Source organism: Microbacterium pumilum, from assembly GCF_039530225.1.
GTDB classification, from domain to species: Bacteria; Actinomycetota; Actinomycetes; order Actinomycetales; family Microbacteriaceae; genus Microbacterium; species Microbacterium pumilum.
The window spans coordinates 4,365,275-4,382,268 of sequence record NZ_BAAAOH010000001.1 but is presented as its reverse complement, the minus strand read 5'-3'; the positions used below and the strand labels follow the sequence as shown (position 1 = coordinate 4,382,268).

Genomic DNA, 16,994 nt, shown 5'->3' with positions numbered 1-16,994 from the left:
CGGCGAAGTGGTCGACCAAGCAGCACTGCACGGCCTCCTCAGACGCGTCGGAGACCTCGGCGTCACCCTGATCTCCCTGAACATCACAGCCGACGCGGAAGAAGCACAGCATGAACACGCAACTCAGAAGCCCGCTGAGGATGGATCAGAGGTAGGGCGGTTCGGTGCGGTCAACCGTGCGCCCATCCGCTCCACTTCGTCACCTCGACCACGATGATCGGCCCAGGATGTGCGACGTGACGGTACTGCTCGTACTTGTCGTTGAGCGCCCCCCATGCCTGTTGCCAAGACCAGCCATCCTCGACCACGGCCGCGACCCCATCGGCCCGGACCCACCACAGTCGGCTCCAGTCCTCGTCGTACCAGTCCCAGCACAGGGCGACTCGCGGATCTCTTCGGATGTTCCTCAGCCGCTTCAGATCGAGGGTGGACTTGGGCTTCTCGTCGATGCCGACGACCAGGAGTCCCCCCGAGACCGCGAAGGTGACGGGCACCAGATGTGGACCGCCACCCTCCGACACCGTCGCCAGCCGGCCGACCCGCTGCGCCAGCGCCAGGCTTCGGGACTCCTCGGCGGAATACCTCATCCAGCCATCCTCCCCTCGATTGGGTCTCGTTGCCCGCGACATCGCGCTCGCAGGACACTCCTCCTGCCGCGCGGCATCCGTTCCACAGGCGAAGCGGTCGCAGCGGCTGGCGTCGGGGACGAGCAACAATCGCCATTCGCGGCGAGGTCGGGCCGGTCGCGGGATCTCGGATGCCTGCAGATCAAGGATGCCGTTGGCTGGTGTCTGTTCGCCCGCAGTAGGGTCGGCATCGTGGAACCTCTTGCCCCAGGGATGCGGCGTGTAGGCAAAGTCATGCGCCGTCTTCCTGGATCGTCCGTGTCGACGGCGACGCCGGAGCAGATAGCGCGCAGGAGCGGTGCTGGTGCGCCGGAACTGATGGCGTCGATCTTGCTGGGCAGCCGCCCGAAGGGTGTGACGGTCGCGGATCGAACGGTGGAGGGGATCAGGCTCCGCATCTACAAGCCGGCCGAATCTGGCACAGCGCGCCCCCTGATCGTCTACTTCCACGGTGGTGGTTTCGTCTATGGCGATCTGCGTGGCGGTGACTGGATGTGCGGCACAGTCGCGAAGGGACTGGATGCGATCGTGGTGTCCGTCGAGTATCGCCTGGCTCCGAAGCATCCGTTTCCCGCCGGGGTCGACGACTGTTTCGCAATGCTGATTTGGGCCGCGCACCACGCCCGTGAACTCGGTGCGGATGCGGACCGGCTCGGTGTGATGGGGGAGAGTGCCGGAGGAAATCTCGCTGCCGTGGCCGCGCTGATGGCCCGAGACAACGGAGGCCCGCGGATCCGCCACCAAGCCCTGCTGTATCCCGCGACCGGCGCGGGCGAGACGGAGTCCCGTCGCGCGAACGCGGACGCGTACATTCTCACGGCCGCGGACATGGCCACGTTCGGCGAACTCTACGGCGGGGACGTCGACGACTGGCGAGTGTCGCCGCTCAAGGCCGAGTCGTTAGCGGGTTTGCCGGCAACGACGGTCATCGTCGGTGGGCACGACCCTCTGCACGATGACGGCGTGAACTACGCAGACGCGCTCCGCGAGGCGGGCGTTGGCGTTCAGTTGATCGAATACCCGGCCATGCCGCACGGGTTCCTCAACTTTCCACGGTTCGCGAGGGATGCGGACACGGCTATGACAGCCGTCGTCAACGCGCAGCGATCGGCCTTCGGTTAGCACCGGCCCTCGGCCACACGCGGTCGCCTTCGTGCTCACGGCGCCGCCCGGCCGCCGTACTCGGTCGAAATAGTGATTGATCCGACGATGCCGGGGGCGTATCGTTCACGCAAAGTCGCCCCCAGACCCCGGTCGACTCACTGACTGGGGTGGGGTTGCCGATGACCAACATTGTGCGGGGCGCGGCGCCGAGCCGCGGTGTCGCTTCCACGACGTGGACCATGGTCGAGCCAGGCTCGTACGTCGCCCGCCGCGCCGGGCGGGAGCTTGGTTCGGTCGTTGAGACCGGGAACGGAAACTACGTCGCCCTGGACTGCGATGTAGAAGGAATCGGTACCTACGAGACGCTGAGCGCCGCGAAACAATCCGTCGACGACCAATATCGGTGGCACTCCAAGGGGCACATTCCCCACCGATACCGACGAGGGATCGTCGTCGCCTCGGTGGCCGGCCTCCTCCCCGTCTCGCTGCTGCTGGTTGCGCTCTGGGTCTCCGCATCGCCCTAGGCCAGTGAGCAACCACACGTTGCGGGGGCGCCGCGCCCGGGTGGGGCTCGAGCGGATCCACCGTGAGCTTCGCCGGTGGCTGCCCGTCGCGGCGACCACGATGCTGCGTTGCTCGACCGCTGCCGAGCCGGGCGGGGACGCCGGTGACCTTCCGGCGTCGGTCGGCGTAGGACATCCGCGCTGAATTGTGATTGACCATCCGTGGCATGACCTGACACGCTCGTCTGACCGTCTCTGAGAGGAGCGACCGTTCAGCGAATCTCCGGCGAAGGTTTTCGCCCGGCTCAGCACACGGGAGCGACCGGATGTCGCCTCCGTGCGATTGCGGCGTGCGGTCGTGCTGGGAGGCAGCGTCGCGGGTCTGATGGCCGCACGGGTGCTCGCCGACCACGCCGCTGAGGTGGTCATTCTCGAGCGGGACGGGGACGCGGACGAGGTCGGCGGCGAACGCCGTGGTGTTCCGCAGCGACTTCAGGTGCACGCGCTGCTGCCCGGCGGACGTGCGCAGATCGAGCGGTGGTTCCCGGGGTTCGGGCGGGAGGCTGTCGAACACGGCGCGGTTGCCTCTGCGGCGCACCAGAGTGAGCAGTGGATCGACGACGTGCGGGCGGTGACCGCGCCGAACGTGATGCTGCTCAACGGCAGCCGGACCTTCATCGAAGCACTGCTGCGCCGTCGCACCCTGGCACTGGCGAACGTGCGGCTGCTGAAGAGAGCGGCGACGGGGCTGACTTATCGCGAGGGGCGTGTCAGCGGCGTCCGGGTAACGGCCGCGGACGACGAAGGTGTCATGCCGGCCGAGTTCGTCGTGGATGCGATGGGCCGATCCAGCCGGCTGGCGGCGTGGTTGGAGCGCGACGGGTGGGAACCGCCGCCCTTGGAGCGCATGCAGATCGACGTGAACTATGCGACCGCGTACTTCGCTCGCTCCGAGAACGACCCACAGGTCGCCGCGGCGACCTCCCGCGTCTCGCCCGGTTACCCGAAGAGGACGCACGCGGCGCTCACCGCCGTCGAGAACGGCCGATGGATGCTCTTGCAGATGACATATGGCGAGGATCGGCCGCCCCAGGACTGGGACGGATTCCTGGCCCGTTGCGCCGACCTCCCCCCGGTCTTCGCAGAGGTCGCGCACAACCAGCCGATAGGAGAGGTGCACACCTTCCGGCTTGCCGACGCGCGACGGCGCCGCTACGACCGGTTGGACCGCCTTCCGGGTGGTCTGATCAGTGTTGGGGACGCCGTCGCGTCCTTCAACCCGATCTACGGCCAGGGCATGTCCGCGGCCGCGCTGCACGCGTCATGCCTGTCGGAATACCTGTGTGGCGCGTCCGATGCGACCGGTGTGGCGACCCGCTTCTTCGAGCTGCAGAAGGTCGTCGTGGATGCCGCGTGGGATCTGTCCACCCAGAGCGACGCCCAGCGGCTCGAGACCAGCCGGCCGCCACTGCCGATCCGGTTGCAGCGCGCGCTGGTCGGTCAGGTCCTCGCTGCCGCCGTGGTCGACATTCCGGTCGCGACGGCGTTCAATGAGGTGGCCTTCATGAACGCGCACCCCAGCACACTGGCGGCACCCTCGGTGGTGCTCAGGTCGGTGGCCTCGAACGTGCGCACCCGTGCCCGGCGTCGATAGATTCCTCGTGCCGCCCTGCCCCGGGATGTGCCCGGTCCGCGGAGATGCAAGACACGCGATTCCGTCGTTCGTACGTGGCTCACGCGAGCGTGGCGACGGCTGCTCGACGGAACGAACGCAATGCGGCGCCCCAATAGGAGCCGACGCCGAGCCCGCAAACCCGCAAAGCCGGCCCGTGGTCGATCGCGACGACAGTAGCCGCGCCGACCGCGACGCACCACCACGCGGCGAACAGCAGCGCGCGCACGAGAGCTGGGAGCGCCGCGCACCCGAGACGCAGTTGATCGATCTGGAACGCCAGGTGATGCTCCTCATCAAGGGCGATTCGTGTGCCGATTGCCCGGATCACTCACTTCGTCGGGCCCCGAACGCGCGAGGACGACGAAGTACGGCATGGCGACAGCCTCGGCGGTGAGAAACAACGCCAGCTCGGTCCGTAACCCGAGAGACCGGCGCAGGTATGTGAACACACGATCCGACCAGTGGCTGGCCAATGGGGGAGCGCCAAGGTGTCGTAGACCGCGCCGGAACAGTCCGGAATGCAGCTGCTCCTCCGCCACGAGCATGCGCAGAGCTTCCTGCTGAGCTGCGCTGCGGCCGGAGGCCTTCCGCAAGAGATGCCCACCCTCGCCCCCCTCGCCCAGTTCGAACCGCTGGAACGACCGGATGACAGCGCTCCGAACGACGTCGGGCAGATCGGCCGGCGCGTCCCAGTCGACGTGGGCCTCGATGGCCTCGTGGCGCGCCCGGTTGGCAGCAAAATGAGCGACCCAGCCTTCAAATACCGGATCATCGACGCTGGCGGATACGGCAGTCCTCATGACCGTCAGTCTCGCAGCGCGTTCAGGAGCATGGGGTTCGCCCCCCTCACATGATCTGCGCCGGCCGCCGCTGGGACACGGATCGAACCAGGGCCCTCGTCGCCGGCGGCGTCTGGATACGCGCCAAGGATCGTGCCATGGCGGGTGTCAAGCCCGATGACGCAGACGTCGTGGTGAATTCTCCGCACTACGGGGTCCACAGGAACGCATGGTTGCTGCGCCCGTCTGCGGGGATGAAGCTTCCGGTGATTTGGCCACGAATATTGATCGCAGACGCACCGCTGCTCGCGCCAGGCACGCCGAGGTCCCTCATGCCAGTTGATGGCGTCCACCGAAAAGCATGCCATTCGAGCGCCACGCTCGTTTCGGCGGTCCCCGCAATCTGTCCTAGATCGTTGATTCCCATGGCCAAGCTGCTCTTGCCGCCGAGGGTGCCCAAATCCTGCAGTCCTGTAGCGGATGTCCACCGGAACCCATGCGAAGACTTCCCGTTTCCTACGTTTCCGTATCCGATGACCTGGGCGAGCGCATTGATTCCAGTGGGGTAGAAGGCGCCCAAATCCTGCATCCCCCCTGACGCCGTCCAGCGGAACGCCTGGAATGAACCTTCGGCGTTGAGGTGTCGCCCGACTACTTGACCAAGGGCATTGATCGCATCACCAGAGCTGTACCGCCCGCTGAGTGTTCCCAGATCCCGCATTCCGCCAGACGGCGTCCACCGAAACGCATGACTCGACAAGTCGGCCGTATCCGCGTCCCCGGTGATCTGACCCAATGCGTTTATCCCCGTCGCGGCGCTGATGTAGCCGCCGAGACTACCGAGATCCTGTATGCCGCCCGTCGCCGTCCACCGGAATGCATGAGTGTCCCCATTTCTCAAGAGGGAGTACCCCACGATTTGCCCCCGATCGTTGATCCCCCTGGGGAAGGTGCAACACCCACCGAGCGTGCCAAGGTCCTGCATTCCGCCTGACGCCGTCCACCGGAACCCGCGTGTTGCATTGTCGGGATCCGACTCGTCGTCGGGGGTGGGGTGTGAAACCCCCATGACCTGACCCAAGACGTTTATGGCGCGCGCAAACGTCTCGACCCCGCGGAGAGTGCCCAGATCCTGCATTCCGCCCGACGCCGTCCATCGAAACGCATGGCTTGACCCGTCTGCCGTTTCGGCAGTCCCTGCGACCTGACCCAACGCATTGATGGCTACCCCGAAACTCGCGTCGCCGCCGAGAGTGCCCAGATCACGCCATTTCGTCGCTTGCGCCGAGACTGATCCCACGGATGCCGTCGCAGGTTGCAGCGGCGCCACCCCCGCCAACGCCGTGATGACCACGGCGATCAATCCCCAACCACGCCGAACGTTCATTGGTTCTCCGTACCTGAACTGTTCTGCTGTCGGGTGTGACTGAATTGTCCTGCTCGGCAGAGCCATCGGCAAGGCACTCTCCTGCGCTTCGTCCCGCAGGACGGATCGAGGCGCTCAGGCATCAGCGGATCGTGCGACTACGACATCCCGTGGCCTTTCGGCCCCCCCGAGACGCGGCAGTTACCCAGTGCCATTGGCGGGAGTGAGAGAGTGGCGTGACCGCGCCGCGTTACCTGTGACGTACGACGATGGTCGTCGTGATCGAGTCGCCGATGAGGATCGTGTGCTTTCCCGGCCTCAGGGGGTGCAGAAGCGCAACCCAGCCGTGCGCGACAGACAATCCTTCGGATCCGCTCGGCAGCCCGAAGATGTTGTCATCCGGCAGGACGATATTGAGGAGCCGGGTTTCGGCCTCAGCCACTCGCACTCGCTTCCCGTCGACGGTGACCTTGGGCGCGACATCCGGGTCGCCCGTCCTGGCGCACGCGCGGAGTTCCTCTTCAGTGGTCCCGTTTCCTTCGAATGTGCTGCACTCGAACGATGCCGCCATCACGAATATCTTCGTACCCGGCTTCACAGTGCAGGACTCGACCCCGTCGGGCGCGAACGGCGCAACAGTCCGGTGAAGTTCGATACACGCGTACGCGGCTCCACCCGTGCCGAACGGATTCTGCGCGCTCGGTGTTGCGAGGACCGTCGTCCACACCGCCGCGAGATCATGACGAAGCTCTCTATTCGGGACCGTGCTCCCGAATGCCGCGAAGGCTAAGACGACGCTTGCAGCGAGCGACAGGACTCTCGCAATACGCGACACAAGAACCTCCATTGACACATCGATGTGCTGGCCGGCGGGCCGCCTTGGGTGCTGACCGACTGTCCCACGCTGCCGGCCACCCGTCAATGCGTCCGCTCACACCGGGACGAAGGGGTCGCTGATGGCGCTGCGCCCTGCCCGGTGAAGGATCCGTTGACTCGTCAATCGCCTGCAGGTATGTCGACCAGTCCCGTCCACGACCAACGTGGAATCTCGAGGTGGTCGGGTACATCCTCTGCGGAGCGGTGGTAGCGGGACATCGTCGTTGTGGTGGCCCACGCGAAATAGTCGTGAAGCGCCTCTCGGAGAGGGTCTCCCTCTGCCAGACCAACGTCGACCAGGGCCTGATCGAAACAGACGATGGCTCGACGATCCATTTCGTCGTGGACGCCGTTTCCGCTGTGCATCCGTACGACCGAGGTTTCGCTGCCGTACTCACCCGTGTACGTCGTCGGTCCTCCGAGCGCCTCTGCCCAGTATGCCGCGAGCCGCTTCGTGTGCTCCGGATGAAAGCCATGGCTGAAGGCGTGGCTGACTACGTCGTCCGCCATGACCCTCGCGTGCCACGCGCCAGCCAGCCGCTCCAGCCCTTCGACGCCGCCTGCAGCCTCATAGACCGTACCCATGCGCTCAGTGTCGCACTTCTGCAATACTCCCGAGCCGATCCAGGTCGAGCAGGGTGCGCTCCTCGTGGCGCAAGTGGGTCTCCATGATCGCGGCGACTCCTCGAAGGCGCCTGCGTGATGCCACTCGAATCAGGCGGTCCCGTGGACGTCGCCGGTTGAACAGGCTGCGGGATTCGACCGCTAGCATGTGGATGCGCACGGGCTTCAGATGTCTGGCGGTGGTCGATTCGCACTCTGGGGGCGCGATGGATGAGTCCACGACGAGTATGGGTGGCTGGCTGCTTCTGGCTGGCATCGCGCTGATTCCGATCCTCATCGGGTACGTCCTCGGATTCGTCGCCTGGGTCGGGGGAATGTCTGGTTCGGAGAGCATAGGCGGTCGGATCGGCTGGGGAGTGGCTCCAATCCTGGTTGGCTGGATCCCACTCGTCGGCTATGTGCTCTTCTTCGTCTACCTTGCGACGGTGCGTCGTTCTGGCTCGTCCGGCAGTGGAAACTACGGTGTGGACCGATATCGCGCGTCCCCGCAATCATCGATCGGTCAGTCTGACTTCGGCGCCTGGTCGAGTCCGTCTCAAACCTGCGGCACCTGTTACGGCAACAAGGTCGTTCCATGTTGGCGGTGCAACGGAACGCGGACGGTTAGGGGCACAAATGAGTACTGCAGCAGCTGCCAGGGCGGCTTTGTCACGTGCACCTCCTGCCACGGCACTGGAACAGCCTGACGATTCCATATCGCTGACCAGAGGCCTGATTCGACCAGACCTGGCGTCTCAACGAATTCGAACCCATCGGATAGAGCCCGCCCGGCAACCGAACTCTGCTCATACCGGCGAAGGGCTCGCGTCACGGTCCGAGGTTCGGTGTGGCCGTGCCCCAGGATGTCGCGGGGCCGCGTGATCGCCTTTGAGCACTGCCCTGGCGAGCGCTCCCGTTTGATCTTGGCAACCAGCCGTTGCGACACCGAGGATGGGGTTATCCGATCAGCGGCGCTCAGTGTTGCTCAGCGTTCGGGGACCGCCGCTCCAGTCCGGCTGTCCCGGTCGCCCGTGCAAGAACGCGGTCGCCCTCTCGCACCTCCATGTCACCGACCAGGGTATTGACGATCCCGTCGCCGAAGTCGCCGTACTCGCGACCCGCGCATAAGAGAGTGAGTACTTCTCGGTGGCGACGGCGGATGTCCACCCGGAACTCCTCCGGAGTTCCCTCCACTCGCACGCTGCCCGGGGGAGTGACGATGAACTCAGCCTTTCCCTCCTGAGAGACGAAGAAGTATGCCAGCGGTACGCGAACCGGTGTTCCCCAGACTCGAGATCTCAGGACGGTGCCCTCCAGTGCTGTATCGCCACGATCGAATTGGTGGGCCGATACCCACCACCACTCGGTGGCAAGTCGGCGACCCCAGTATTGGGTGATGGATCCGGGTACCGCGGTCAGCGCGACGTGCTCGGGACCATGCCGGATCCAGCCGGTGAAGGTCGCCAACGGCCATCCGTAGGTTGCGAGGTCGGGCACCTTCAGCAGTCCGGCAGGAAAGATGTCCGGCATGACGGGTTCACCGACCACGTCGATGGTCAGATCCCACGAGACCTCGCCGGCATGCCCCGCGCAGCGCTCGGTGGTCATGAAGTTCTCTCCAGGCATCCACGACGGCAACTCGTCGAAGAGGACCTCTCGCTTGTATGGCGAGTGAACACTCACCCGCAGGACATGGTCTCCGCGCCGGCGACGCTCGATCCAATCCACGATCAGCGCGATCGGACCGGCGTTGACTTTGAAGAACCAGTACTCCAGGGCGGCAGACGGATGTTCCCGGAACCCGACCTGAGGCATAGCAGCCCTCCCTCCAGGCCTGCCATCGCGATGCGCCAAACACTATCGACGCGCCAGATCTGCGGCAATGGCGTGGCAGGCGCCGACGCGGGCCGGCCCGAACGGACTTGAACAGCCGGCTCGGAGGCGGGTCGCCGAACGGACGCACGGGTCTTGGATCAGGCCGCCCAGTCGGGGGTTTCGGCGGTCGTTCGGCTCGTACCCCTCCAGATCGTGTGTGTGTCGGAGCCGTCGAGGTTGGAGACTCGCAGCTCGTTGCGGTCCCAACCGTCCTGGTACCACTCGAACACCAGCTGTGTCCCGTCCGGTGACCAGTCCGCGTTGAACGCGTTGGCGTGGGGCGGCACCGCGAACAGCTCGCGGGGCTCACCGCCACTGGCCGGCACCGTCCACAGAGACAGGTTCGTCCCACCCGAGTTCTCGCGGTGGAAGAGGATCTGCTCGCCGTCCGGCGAGAACCGAGGCGGGCCCGGCGATGGGATTTCGGATGCGACGAGGCGAGGAGTGCCGCCGCTGACAGGGACGACGAGCAGGTCTCCTGTAAGCGGATCTCCACGATCGGAGGCGGTGGTGACCTGGAGATAGACGATCTGGTTTCCATCGGGCGAGAACGACGGGTAGTCATCGTATGGCAGGAGGACCTGTTCGGCATTCGGCGGTGTGACCCTGACGGCCTCGCCGCCTTGTACTGGTACGACGGACAGACCCACGGCCCCTCCGTCCAGTGGCATCGACGCGGCGAACGCCACCAGCATCCCGTCCGGTGAGACACCGGCGTCGGCGCTTCCCGCAGGTGCATCCGGGGCGACCGGTTCGGCGGCCGGCTCGCGGTAGTCCGCCCGGCGGAACACCCGGCGGCCCGGGGTGGGCTCGCTGTCGTACACGATCGCGTTGCCGCCCGCCCACGCGACGTGAGCCAACGTGGGATCGCCGGTCACCACCTGTTGCAGTTCGCTGCCGTCGAGAACTCTCAGCTCGGTGCCGCCTGAGCTGGTCGACCCTTCTACCGCGAACAGGATTCGACCGGAATCGATTGCGCCGTGGGTTTCCTCGTCCGCGGCCCGGGTTTTCGTGGGCGACGACGTAGGGCTCGTCGCCGCTGGCGATGCGCACGACGTGAGAAAGAGGAGGATCAGAATCGACAGCGCCCGAATCGGCGACGACGCTGATCCAAGGTGGGTTGCATTGTTGCGGATGGTCACTTGTTGCCTTCTTTGACGATCCAACGAACGGCGTCACCGACGGCACCGGGGTTCTCGCTGTGGATGTCGTGTCCGGAGTCGACCCATTCGAACTTTCCTGGAGACCAGCTCGCGGCGTAAGACTGTTGCAGCGGGATGATCGCCTCAGCGTAGGCAGGTCCGAGTTCGGTCTGGTCGCTCCAGGGCGCGTGCTCCGCCGCCAGGTAGACGAGGGGAACCTTTGGTCTGAGGTCGCGTCGCTCGTATGCCCACTTGTACATGGCGCAGTTGTCGATCTTCTGTAAGGACTCCTCGCCGTCGCGTCTGCGGTTCTCGGGGTCGCAGGGACCGACGCCGTCGGGGACCATGCCGACGTCTTCGAGGGTGATCTCCTCATCGAAGCTGGCGTCGACCATCACGATTCCGACGACCTTGCCCGGGTGCGCGACCGCGTATGCCGAGGCGACCATCCCGCCGGCTGATTGGCCGATGAGAATGAACGGCCCCGGGTCGCCGATAGTCTCCATCAGTCCGTCGAGGTCACCGACAACCATCTCCGGGGTTTGTGTCCCGGGCACGGCTTCGCTGTCGCCGACGTTGGCGCGGTCGTAACTACAGACACGGAAGTCCGGCTCAAGCTCGTTCGTGAGGGCGCCGTAGTAGCCGTAAGACGTGATTCCCGGCTGGTCGATCCAACCGTGCAGGATGACCAGCGTGGGGTGTCCGGATCCCTTGCAGTGGACGGCCAGATCATGCCCCTCGACCGCGACGACTCCGTCCACGTCTGCGCCTTCGGCGACCGGGAGACTGACCTCGGGAAGAGTCTCGGTCACAGGAGCGGGGCTGCTTGCTGCAGACGAGTGAGTGTTGGTCCCATCTGGCGTTCGGCCCGCGCACGCCACGAGCACCAACACCGCTGCGGTGATGCCGACCAGCGAGAGCGATCGATTCATGGATGGTGGACCTTTCCGCTCCCGTCACGGCGAGGTGACGTATACATCGATGACCTCCCCCTTGAGCGTGAACCGCAGAACCGCGCCGTTGAGGGTTCGGTCGACCGTGGCTGGCAGGCCGTCGGAATCGCACGCCATCTGATCGAACCCCGATCCATCGTCGGTGCGGAGCAGAATGCACGTGCCGCCATCCAGCTTTTCGGCGGTCCAGGGCTGGACGGCGTCGAGCCGCTGGAACCCCTGCAGCGACGTGTAATCGAGCCGCTGTCCCTCCACCCATAGGAGGGCGCCGTGCAAGCTCTCCCATGTCAGCGCCGGATCCTGTGCCAAGGCAGCGTGTGCACCCGGAGCCGGGACTGGCACACCAGGTAACAGCGTCGGCGCGACTCCGCCGGTCGGAGGGTCCACGGTCACATAGGGCGTGTCGCCGTCTGGAACCGACGCAACCTGGTTTCGCAGGCCCAGGACAGTCACCGCGACGGTTCCGACCACCGCGGCGACGAATACAAGGGCGAGAGCGACCGCGAACGCAGGCGTGGCGAGGTGATGCACCCAACTCGCCAAGCGTCGGCTATGCGAGCGAGGAGGATGGGGAGCCGCCGCCATGATCTCGTCACGCAACGCGCTTTGCCGCGGCCCAATCGGGGCATTCCTCAGTCCCGGGTGCGGATCCGCGGCCTGCATCAGTTCCGCAATCCGTGACTCCAGTTGTGTGCTCATTTCGCACTCCCCTCTAGCGAGGGCTCGCCCAACATAGCGCGCAGCCGCGCCCGCGCTCTGGACAGCAACGTCCAGACGGCCGCCGTGCTGCAATCCAGAACGGCCGCAATCTCCGACGCCGACATCCCATCCCAGTACGTCAGCTGCAGAGCTTCCTGCTCTCGAAACGGCAACGCCCGTACGGCGTCGCGCACCGCGACGGAGTCCTCGACGCCGATCCGCGAGGCAGCCTCCTCTAGGCGACACCGCAATGCCGCTTCGACATCACGACGCAGTCCCTGTCGGCGGTACCAGTCGGTCAACCGATTCGCAGCCACCCTGAACAGCCAGGCTCGCTGAAACGGAGAGCGCGGATCCTGCTTCTCCCACGCCAGACGGAACACATCGGCAGCGAGCTCCTCCGCATCCTCCACGTCGGCCACCCGACGCCGCAGATACCCGAACACCGCCGGATAGTGGGCATCGAACAGCGTGCGGAAAGTCTCCTGCCGCGAATCCACCATCCCCACTCCGATCAGCGAGAACATCCATCACTCTGTAAGCCGTCCGACGCGAGCAAACCTTACAACCGGACGTCATCGACGTGACCCCCTCGGGCGAGAATCCCAGTGGCAGCCGCCCAGCTCTCGAGAAGCGTCACCCGAGAGGAGCCTTGTCCGAAACGGTGCGATTCGAAGCGCGAATGCACCCACCCACCCGATGGGGGGCCGATGCGAGCGGCGGACTCCGAGCATTCAAGCCGGAGTCGGGAGCCGAGCCGATTGTCATCCACCCAGTCGGGCCTGGGGATAGACGCCGCGCGCGCCGGTGTGAAGGCGTTCTGCTCCCGGCTGACGCCAACCACTTCAGCAGTAAGGAGTGGTCCTGCTTCGATCAAGAAGCCCGCGCGCTGTGCCCGCATGCGTTCGTTGAGAGCTGGGGGGAAACCAAGCCCAGGTCTTGGTGCCCGTCATCGCCGTCCGGCGCCGTGACCTCAGTCATGCCGCCAACACATCCCTGGTCGCCGATGTGGATTCCTCGTCGGCCAGCACGCCGTTGGAGGCGACAGTTAGGACCCTCACCCGGTTGTGACTGTCATGCGCATGCGCTAGTCCTGCTTACCAGGAGCTCCTCTCGATCAGATCTAGGGGGTTGGCATGGATTCGGCGGAAGTCGTCGTCGCGGCGTACGCGTTAGTCGGCGCGCTGATCGGCGCGGCCGTCACCGCCGCTATCACTGTATGGAGCGGGCATCGACAGCGGGAGAACGAGATGGTTATCGCTGCGCTCTCTCACATGGTCGGCGGCAGTCAGGAACGCACGGCGGGCATCGCAGCCTTGGACGTCCTTCTCGGGGAGAAGGGGATCAAGCCCGGTCGGTTCCCACAACTGTTCCGGCGACGGGCGCGGTACGTCATGGCGATCACTTGGGAGTATCAGGCACAGCTGATATATGTCCTCTCGCACGGCCCCAACCGTTTCGCAGCGCACGAGATAACGAATGTCATCGCAATGGGCAATCGCCTGTTCGCGGAGGGGCAGCCGTGGCCACACGCGTGGATGCGGGAGCGATTGATCGTGGCGATGCGGTCGTACGCCCGGCAAGAGGCGGTGGATCAGATTAGCCATATGGAGGAGGACGGTGAGCACAATTCTCGTACGAGGAGCTCCACGAGCCGACACAGGAACCCCCCACTGGATCCTGATTCGGTGATTGCGCTGAAGCTGGCGATCAACAAATGGTGCGTTCTGCTCGGGGACAGCGTCGCCGGACCGCCTAGTGCACCTTCGGTGACAGACGCCGATCACGGTGTGGGCACGACACAGCACCCGACTACAGATCTATGAGTTCACCTTTGGGCGAATCGCGGCGATGTTCCGGAGAGCCATTGGGGGTACATCCTGTTGCGTGCAAGACGTGTCATGGCCTGGGGCACGTCACGACCGGGCGTTGCGCGTCGAATGATTGGGTCGACCATCCCGAGAGGGAGAGCACTGTGATGCGCGAACAGGCAGGTCAACCAAGGCGCATCCAGTTTCCACGGCGGACGAGCGTGCTGGACGGATGCGCTCGGCACGTGTTGATCGGTGCGTCGTGGGCTGAGCGGCGCCCTGAGGTCAGCGAACTGAATCGTCAGGCTGTGCCCTGCCGTGGCAGGAAGTGCAGGTCACATAGCCGCCTTCGCAGCTGCTGCAGTACTCATTCGTGCCTGTAACGATCCGCGTCCCGCCGCCACACTATCGACGCGCCCGATCTGCGGCAATGGCGTGGCAGGCGTCGACCAGTTCCCCACTACGGACACAGTCTTCGCGTCCGGCGTGCAAGCCCTCCTCACGGCCCGAGCCGCATCTGACCCGAGGGGCCCCCTGCGTCGATCGATCAACGGCACGATTCGCGCTCGCCCGGCTATTCGCCTCGGCGCTGGCCATTGATCTCTGCGGTGACGGAGGTGGGGAGCGTGCTCTTCCCCCGCGAAGGCTGAGACGCTAGCGTGTGGAGCCGAGCCAGTCTGCATCGCACCATTCCGTCGATCGCACTAGGGGCGTTCATGTCCTTCACTCGGCACCACCTCCGCTTTCCGGCAGTCTTTGCCGCGGCCTTCGCCATCGTCGCCGTCGCCTCCGTCGCAACGCCCGCCTCCGGCGCAGCGTCGGCCTCCGGCGCAGCGTCGGCGCGCATCACCGGCACTGTGTCCGGCATCCAAACAGATCCCGACTACGGGCTGACGGCCGCGCTCGTGACGGTCTACCCCGCAGACGACCCCACCCACGCGGTGGCCTTCTCGTTCGTCGCACGCACTTCAGCTGGGTTCGAGATCGAGGTCGCCCCCGGGTCGTACCTCGTGTCGGCCCGAACCGAGGCCCGCGCGACAGAGTGGTGGCCTGACGCAGCAACACCAGACACAGCGACGTCGGTCACGCTCACGGCGGGCGATGAGGCGGAGCTCAACTTCGCCCTCGACACTCCAGCCGCGTCGTTCAGCCTCGATGACACGGACCAGCCGAACTTCCGGGGGCTCGGAACATCCGGGACGATCCTCACCGCCAGCCCGGGCACGCTGTCCCCCGCGCCGGATTCGGTCGGCTTCCAATGGGCCAGCAATTCCTCCGAACGCCTGAGTACCACAGTCGTGCTCCCGGGCGAGACCGACCCGACGATCACCGTCCCCGACGGGATGCCGATCTTGTTCGCCGCGATGACCCCCCTCAAGCCGGGATACAGCGAGTGGCCCGTGCTCATCCCGTATGCGGTGACCGATCCGGTCGACGGAGTCGACCAGTTGCTGGCAGCGATGGACCCCGACCCCACAACCTATGCCAGCGCCCGCGCGGTCGAGGACGTCATCCCGCTCGAGTTCGTGGTGCCCGCTGGGATCGCAGTCGGGACGCGCCCGATCCGCGGATTCCCGACTGCAGGAAACTCCTACGCGGTGCTCTCGACCGGTGATGCGGAGCAGGCTCTCGAGCCGGGCGACGCGTCGGCCGAATTGTCGACCTTCATCAACTCTGCGCCGTTCGAATTGTTCTGGCAGACCGATGAGACACGAGTGCGGCTCATGCTCGCACCGCCCGCGGGTCAGGAGTGCCTCGCGGTGGACCTCATGTTCGGGTCCGAACTCGTTCCGGAATACATCGATGTGCCGCCGGCCGACAGCGACTATGCCTCGGTTGAGAGCCCAACGGTCGACAGAGGCGAAGATGGTGCGCCGCCGAACAACTTCGCCCGCGCACCCGGCGGAGCGGTGATCAGCCCGAGTTCGGGGCTCGAGTTCACGGTCGAGCCCGGTTGGCGCATCGACGGCTGGACACAGCCGGTCACGGCACGCGTCCCGCTTTCGGGGGAGTCGCTCGCTGGACCGGGCTACACGGACGTCGTGATCTCGGTTCAATCTACGGACTATCTCATCTCCGACTCGGTCCTGCTGGTGGACAATCTGCGCTTCGAAGAGGCGAGCGGATGCCCCACCGACGGCATCGTGACGCCCCTCGATGAACCCGACCCGGTTATCGAGGGAACCAGGCCTGCGATCGCGGGAGCGGCGCGAGTGGGAGCGAAGCTCAGGGCTGACGTGGGAACGTGGAGCCCGGACGGAGTCGTCCTGAAGTATCAGTGGCTGCGCAACGGCGGCCCGATCGCCGGGGCGACGGCGCAGACCTACACCGTGCGCTTGCGCGACCTGGCGTCGCGGATCTCCGTGCGAGTCGCCGGAACGTATGCCGGCGCCGACACCATCAAGCTGACAAGCACACCCACCCCACGAGTTCGACTGCACTGAGCACGGGTTGCGGTGCGCGTTCGTTTGGACTCCATAGCGAATGGAGCTCAGCTCTCGTGGCCCCCATGCGCGTGCGTGACCCGAATGAGGATCGAGTAGGGCACTCTGTGACGATGACCACTCCATCCGTTGTCCACGTTGTACTCGTCCGTTGGAAGCCAACGGTCAGCGCCGCCACGCTGGAAGAACTCCGCGGACTTGCCGGCGCATTTCCAGACGCGATCCCCGGCGTCCTCGCCGTCCATTGCGGGCCGAACACCAGTCCGGAAGGCCTCGCCGGCGGCTTCGACTGGGCGCTGATCGTCAGCTTCACCGGCAATTCAGCTCGAGACGAATACCTACCTCATCCGGCGCATCAACCCGTCGCCCAGCTCATTTCTCGATGGGCAGAAGAGGTCGTCGTCTTCGACGTCAATTCGTGAGAGTCAGTTTGCCCGTGGAAGCCCGTCGGATATCGCCTGTCGGATCCTCCAGACAGGGAAGCCGCTGAGTTGCGCGATCAGGTCGACATCGAACTCGTGGACGACGTAGGCTTCCC

Annotated in this window: 17 protein-coding genes; 6 read left to right on the top strand and 11 right to left on the bottom strand. The window is 65.5% G+C overall.

Going from position 1 to position 16,994, the window contains the following annotated elements; translation table 11 throughout:
* Nucleotides 1-170: 170 nt before the first annotated feature.
* Nucleotides 171-587: a TIGR03668 family PPOX class F420-dependent oxidoreductase gene (locus tag ABD188_RS19815; RefSeq protein WP_344066558.1), complete on the bottom strand. Its 417-nt coding sequence runs from the start codon at nt 585-587 to the stop codon at nt 171-173.
* A gap of 414 nt (nt 588-1,001) precedes the next feature.
* On the opposite strand from ABD188_RS19815, the gene ABD188_RS19810 reads away from it, so the two are divergent.
* The 3 genes from ABD188_RS19810 (at nt 1,002) to ABD188_RS19800 (ending at nt 3,887) form a co-directional block, all read left to right on the top strand.
* Nucleotides 1,002-1,748, top strand: coding sequence for an alpha/beta hydrolase (locus ABD188_RS19810; protein ID WP_344066555.1), 747 nt, complete (start codon nt 1,002-1,004; stop codon nt 1,746-1,748).
* Between the two features lie 161 nt (nt 1,749-1,909).
* Complete coding sequence (locus tag ABD188_RS19805; protein ID WP_344066552.1) at nt 1,910-2,254, top strand: hypothetical protein; 345 nt, start codon at nt 1,910-1,912, stop codon at nt 2,252-2,254.
* Between the two features lie 337 nt (nt 2,255-2,591).
* Entirely contained in the window at nt 2,592-3,887 is a 1,296-nt protein-coding gene (locus tag ABD188_RS19800; RefSeq protein WP_344066549.1) for an FAD-dependent oxidoreductase, read from the top strand.
* Nucleotides 3,888-3,966: 79 nt separating this feature from the next.
* On the opposite strand, the gene ABD188_RS19795 is transcribed toward ABD188_RS19800, so the two are convergent.
* The 10 genes from ABD188_RS19795 to ABD188_RS19750 form a co-directional block, all read right to left on the bottom strand.
* Nucleotides 3,967-4,236 (bottom strand): hypothetical protein, encoded by a 270-nt coding sequence (locus tag ABD188_RS19795; RefSeq protein WP_344066546.1) that lies wholly within the window; start codon nt 4,234-4,236, stop codon nt 3,967-3,969.
* A complete protein-coding gene (locus ABD188_RS19790; RefSeq protein WP_344066543.1) occupies nt 4,202-4,708 on the bottom strand; it encodes a hypothetical protein in 507 nt (168 codons plus the stop codon). The genes ABD188_RS19795 and ABD188_RS19790 overlap by 35 nt, the downstream gene beginning before the upstream one ends.
* Nucleotides 4,709-4,895: 187 nt before the next feature.
* Nucleotides 4,896-6,074 (bottom strand): hypothetical protein, encoded by a 1,179-nt coding sequence (locus ABD188_RS19785; RefSeq protein WP_344066540.1) that lies wholly within the window; start codon nt 6,072-6,074, stop codon nt 4,896-4,898.
* Nucleotides 6,075-6,303: 229 nt separating this feature from the next.
* The gene (locus ABD188_RS19780; protein WP_344066537.1) at nt 6,304-6,780 is read right to left on the bottom strand and encodes a hypothetical protein; all 477 of its coding nucleotides are present in this window, start codon (nt 6,778-6,780) and stop codon (nt 6,304-6,306) included.
* Between the two features lie 269 nt (nt 6,781-7,049).
* Nucleotides 7,050-7,514, bottom strand: coding sequence for a group II truncated hemoglobin (locus ABD188_RS19775; protein WP_344066533.1), 465 nt, complete (start codon nt 7,512-7,514; stop codon nt 7,050-7,052).
* A 993-nt stretch (nt 7,515-8,507) separates the two neighbouring features.
* A complete protein-coding gene (locus ABD188_RS19770) occupies nt 8,508-9,347 on the bottom strand; it encodes a hypothetical protein (RefSeq protein WP_344066530.1) in 840 nt (279 codons plus the stop codon).
* 158 nt (nt 9,348-9,505) lie between these two features.
* Entirely contained in the window at nt 9,506-10,549 is a 1,044-nt protein-coding gene (locus ABD188_RS19765) for a hypothetical protein (protein WP_344066527.1), read from the bottom strand.
* Nucleotides 10,546-11,481 (bottom strand): alpha/beta fold hydrolase, encoded by a 936-nt coding sequence (locus ABD188_RS19760; RefSeq protein ID WP_344066524.1) that lies wholly within the window; start codon nt 11,479-11,481, stop codon nt 10,546-10,548. Before ABD188_RS19760 ends, ABD188_RS19765 begins: the two co-directional genes overlap by 4 nt.
* Before the next feature lie 24 nt (nt 11,482-11,505).
* Nucleotides 11,506-12,033 carry a hypothetical protein gene (locus tag ABD188_RS19755; protein ID WP_344066521.1) on the bottom strand — a complete coding sequence of 176 codons (528 nt, stop codon included), beginning with the start codon at nt 12,031-12,033 and terminating at the stop codon, nt 11,506-11,508.
* Between the two features lie 164 nt (nt 12,034-12,197).
* Entirely contained in the window at nt 12,198-12,728 is a 531-nt protein-coding gene (locus ABD188_RS19750) for an RNA polymerase sigma factor (protein ID WP_344066518.1), read from the bottom strand.
* A 609-nt stretch (nt 12,729-13,337) separates the two neighbouring features.
* On the opposite strand from ABD188_RS19750, the gene ABD188_RS19745 reads away from it, so the two are divergent.
* The 3 genes from ABD188_RS19745 to ABD188_RS19735 all read left to right on the top strand — a co-directional run bounded on the left by ABD188_RS19745 (nt 13,338) and on the right by ABD188_RS19735 (nt 16,878).
* Nucleotides 13,338-14,027 (top strand): hypothetical protein, encoded by a 690-nt coding sequence (locus ABD188_RS19745; protein ID WP_344066516.1) that lies wholly within the window; start codon nt 13,338-13,340, stop codon nt 14,025-14,027.
* A 701-nt stretch (nt 14,028-14,728) separates the two neighbouring features.
* A complete protein-coding gene (locus tag ABD188_RS19740; RefSeq protein WP_344066513.1) occupies nt 14,729-16,456 on the top strand; it encodes a hypothetical protein in 1,728 nt (575 codons plus the stop codon).
* Between the two features lie 113 nt (nt 16,457-16,569).
* The gene (locus ABD188_RS19735) at nt 16,570-16,878 is read left to right on the top strand and encodes a Dabb family protein (RefSeq protein WP_344066510.1); all 309 of its coding nucleotides are present in this window, start codon (nt 16,570-16,572) and stop codon (nt 16,876-16,878) included.
* The last annotated feature ends 116 nt before the right edge of the window (nt 16,879-16,994 follow it).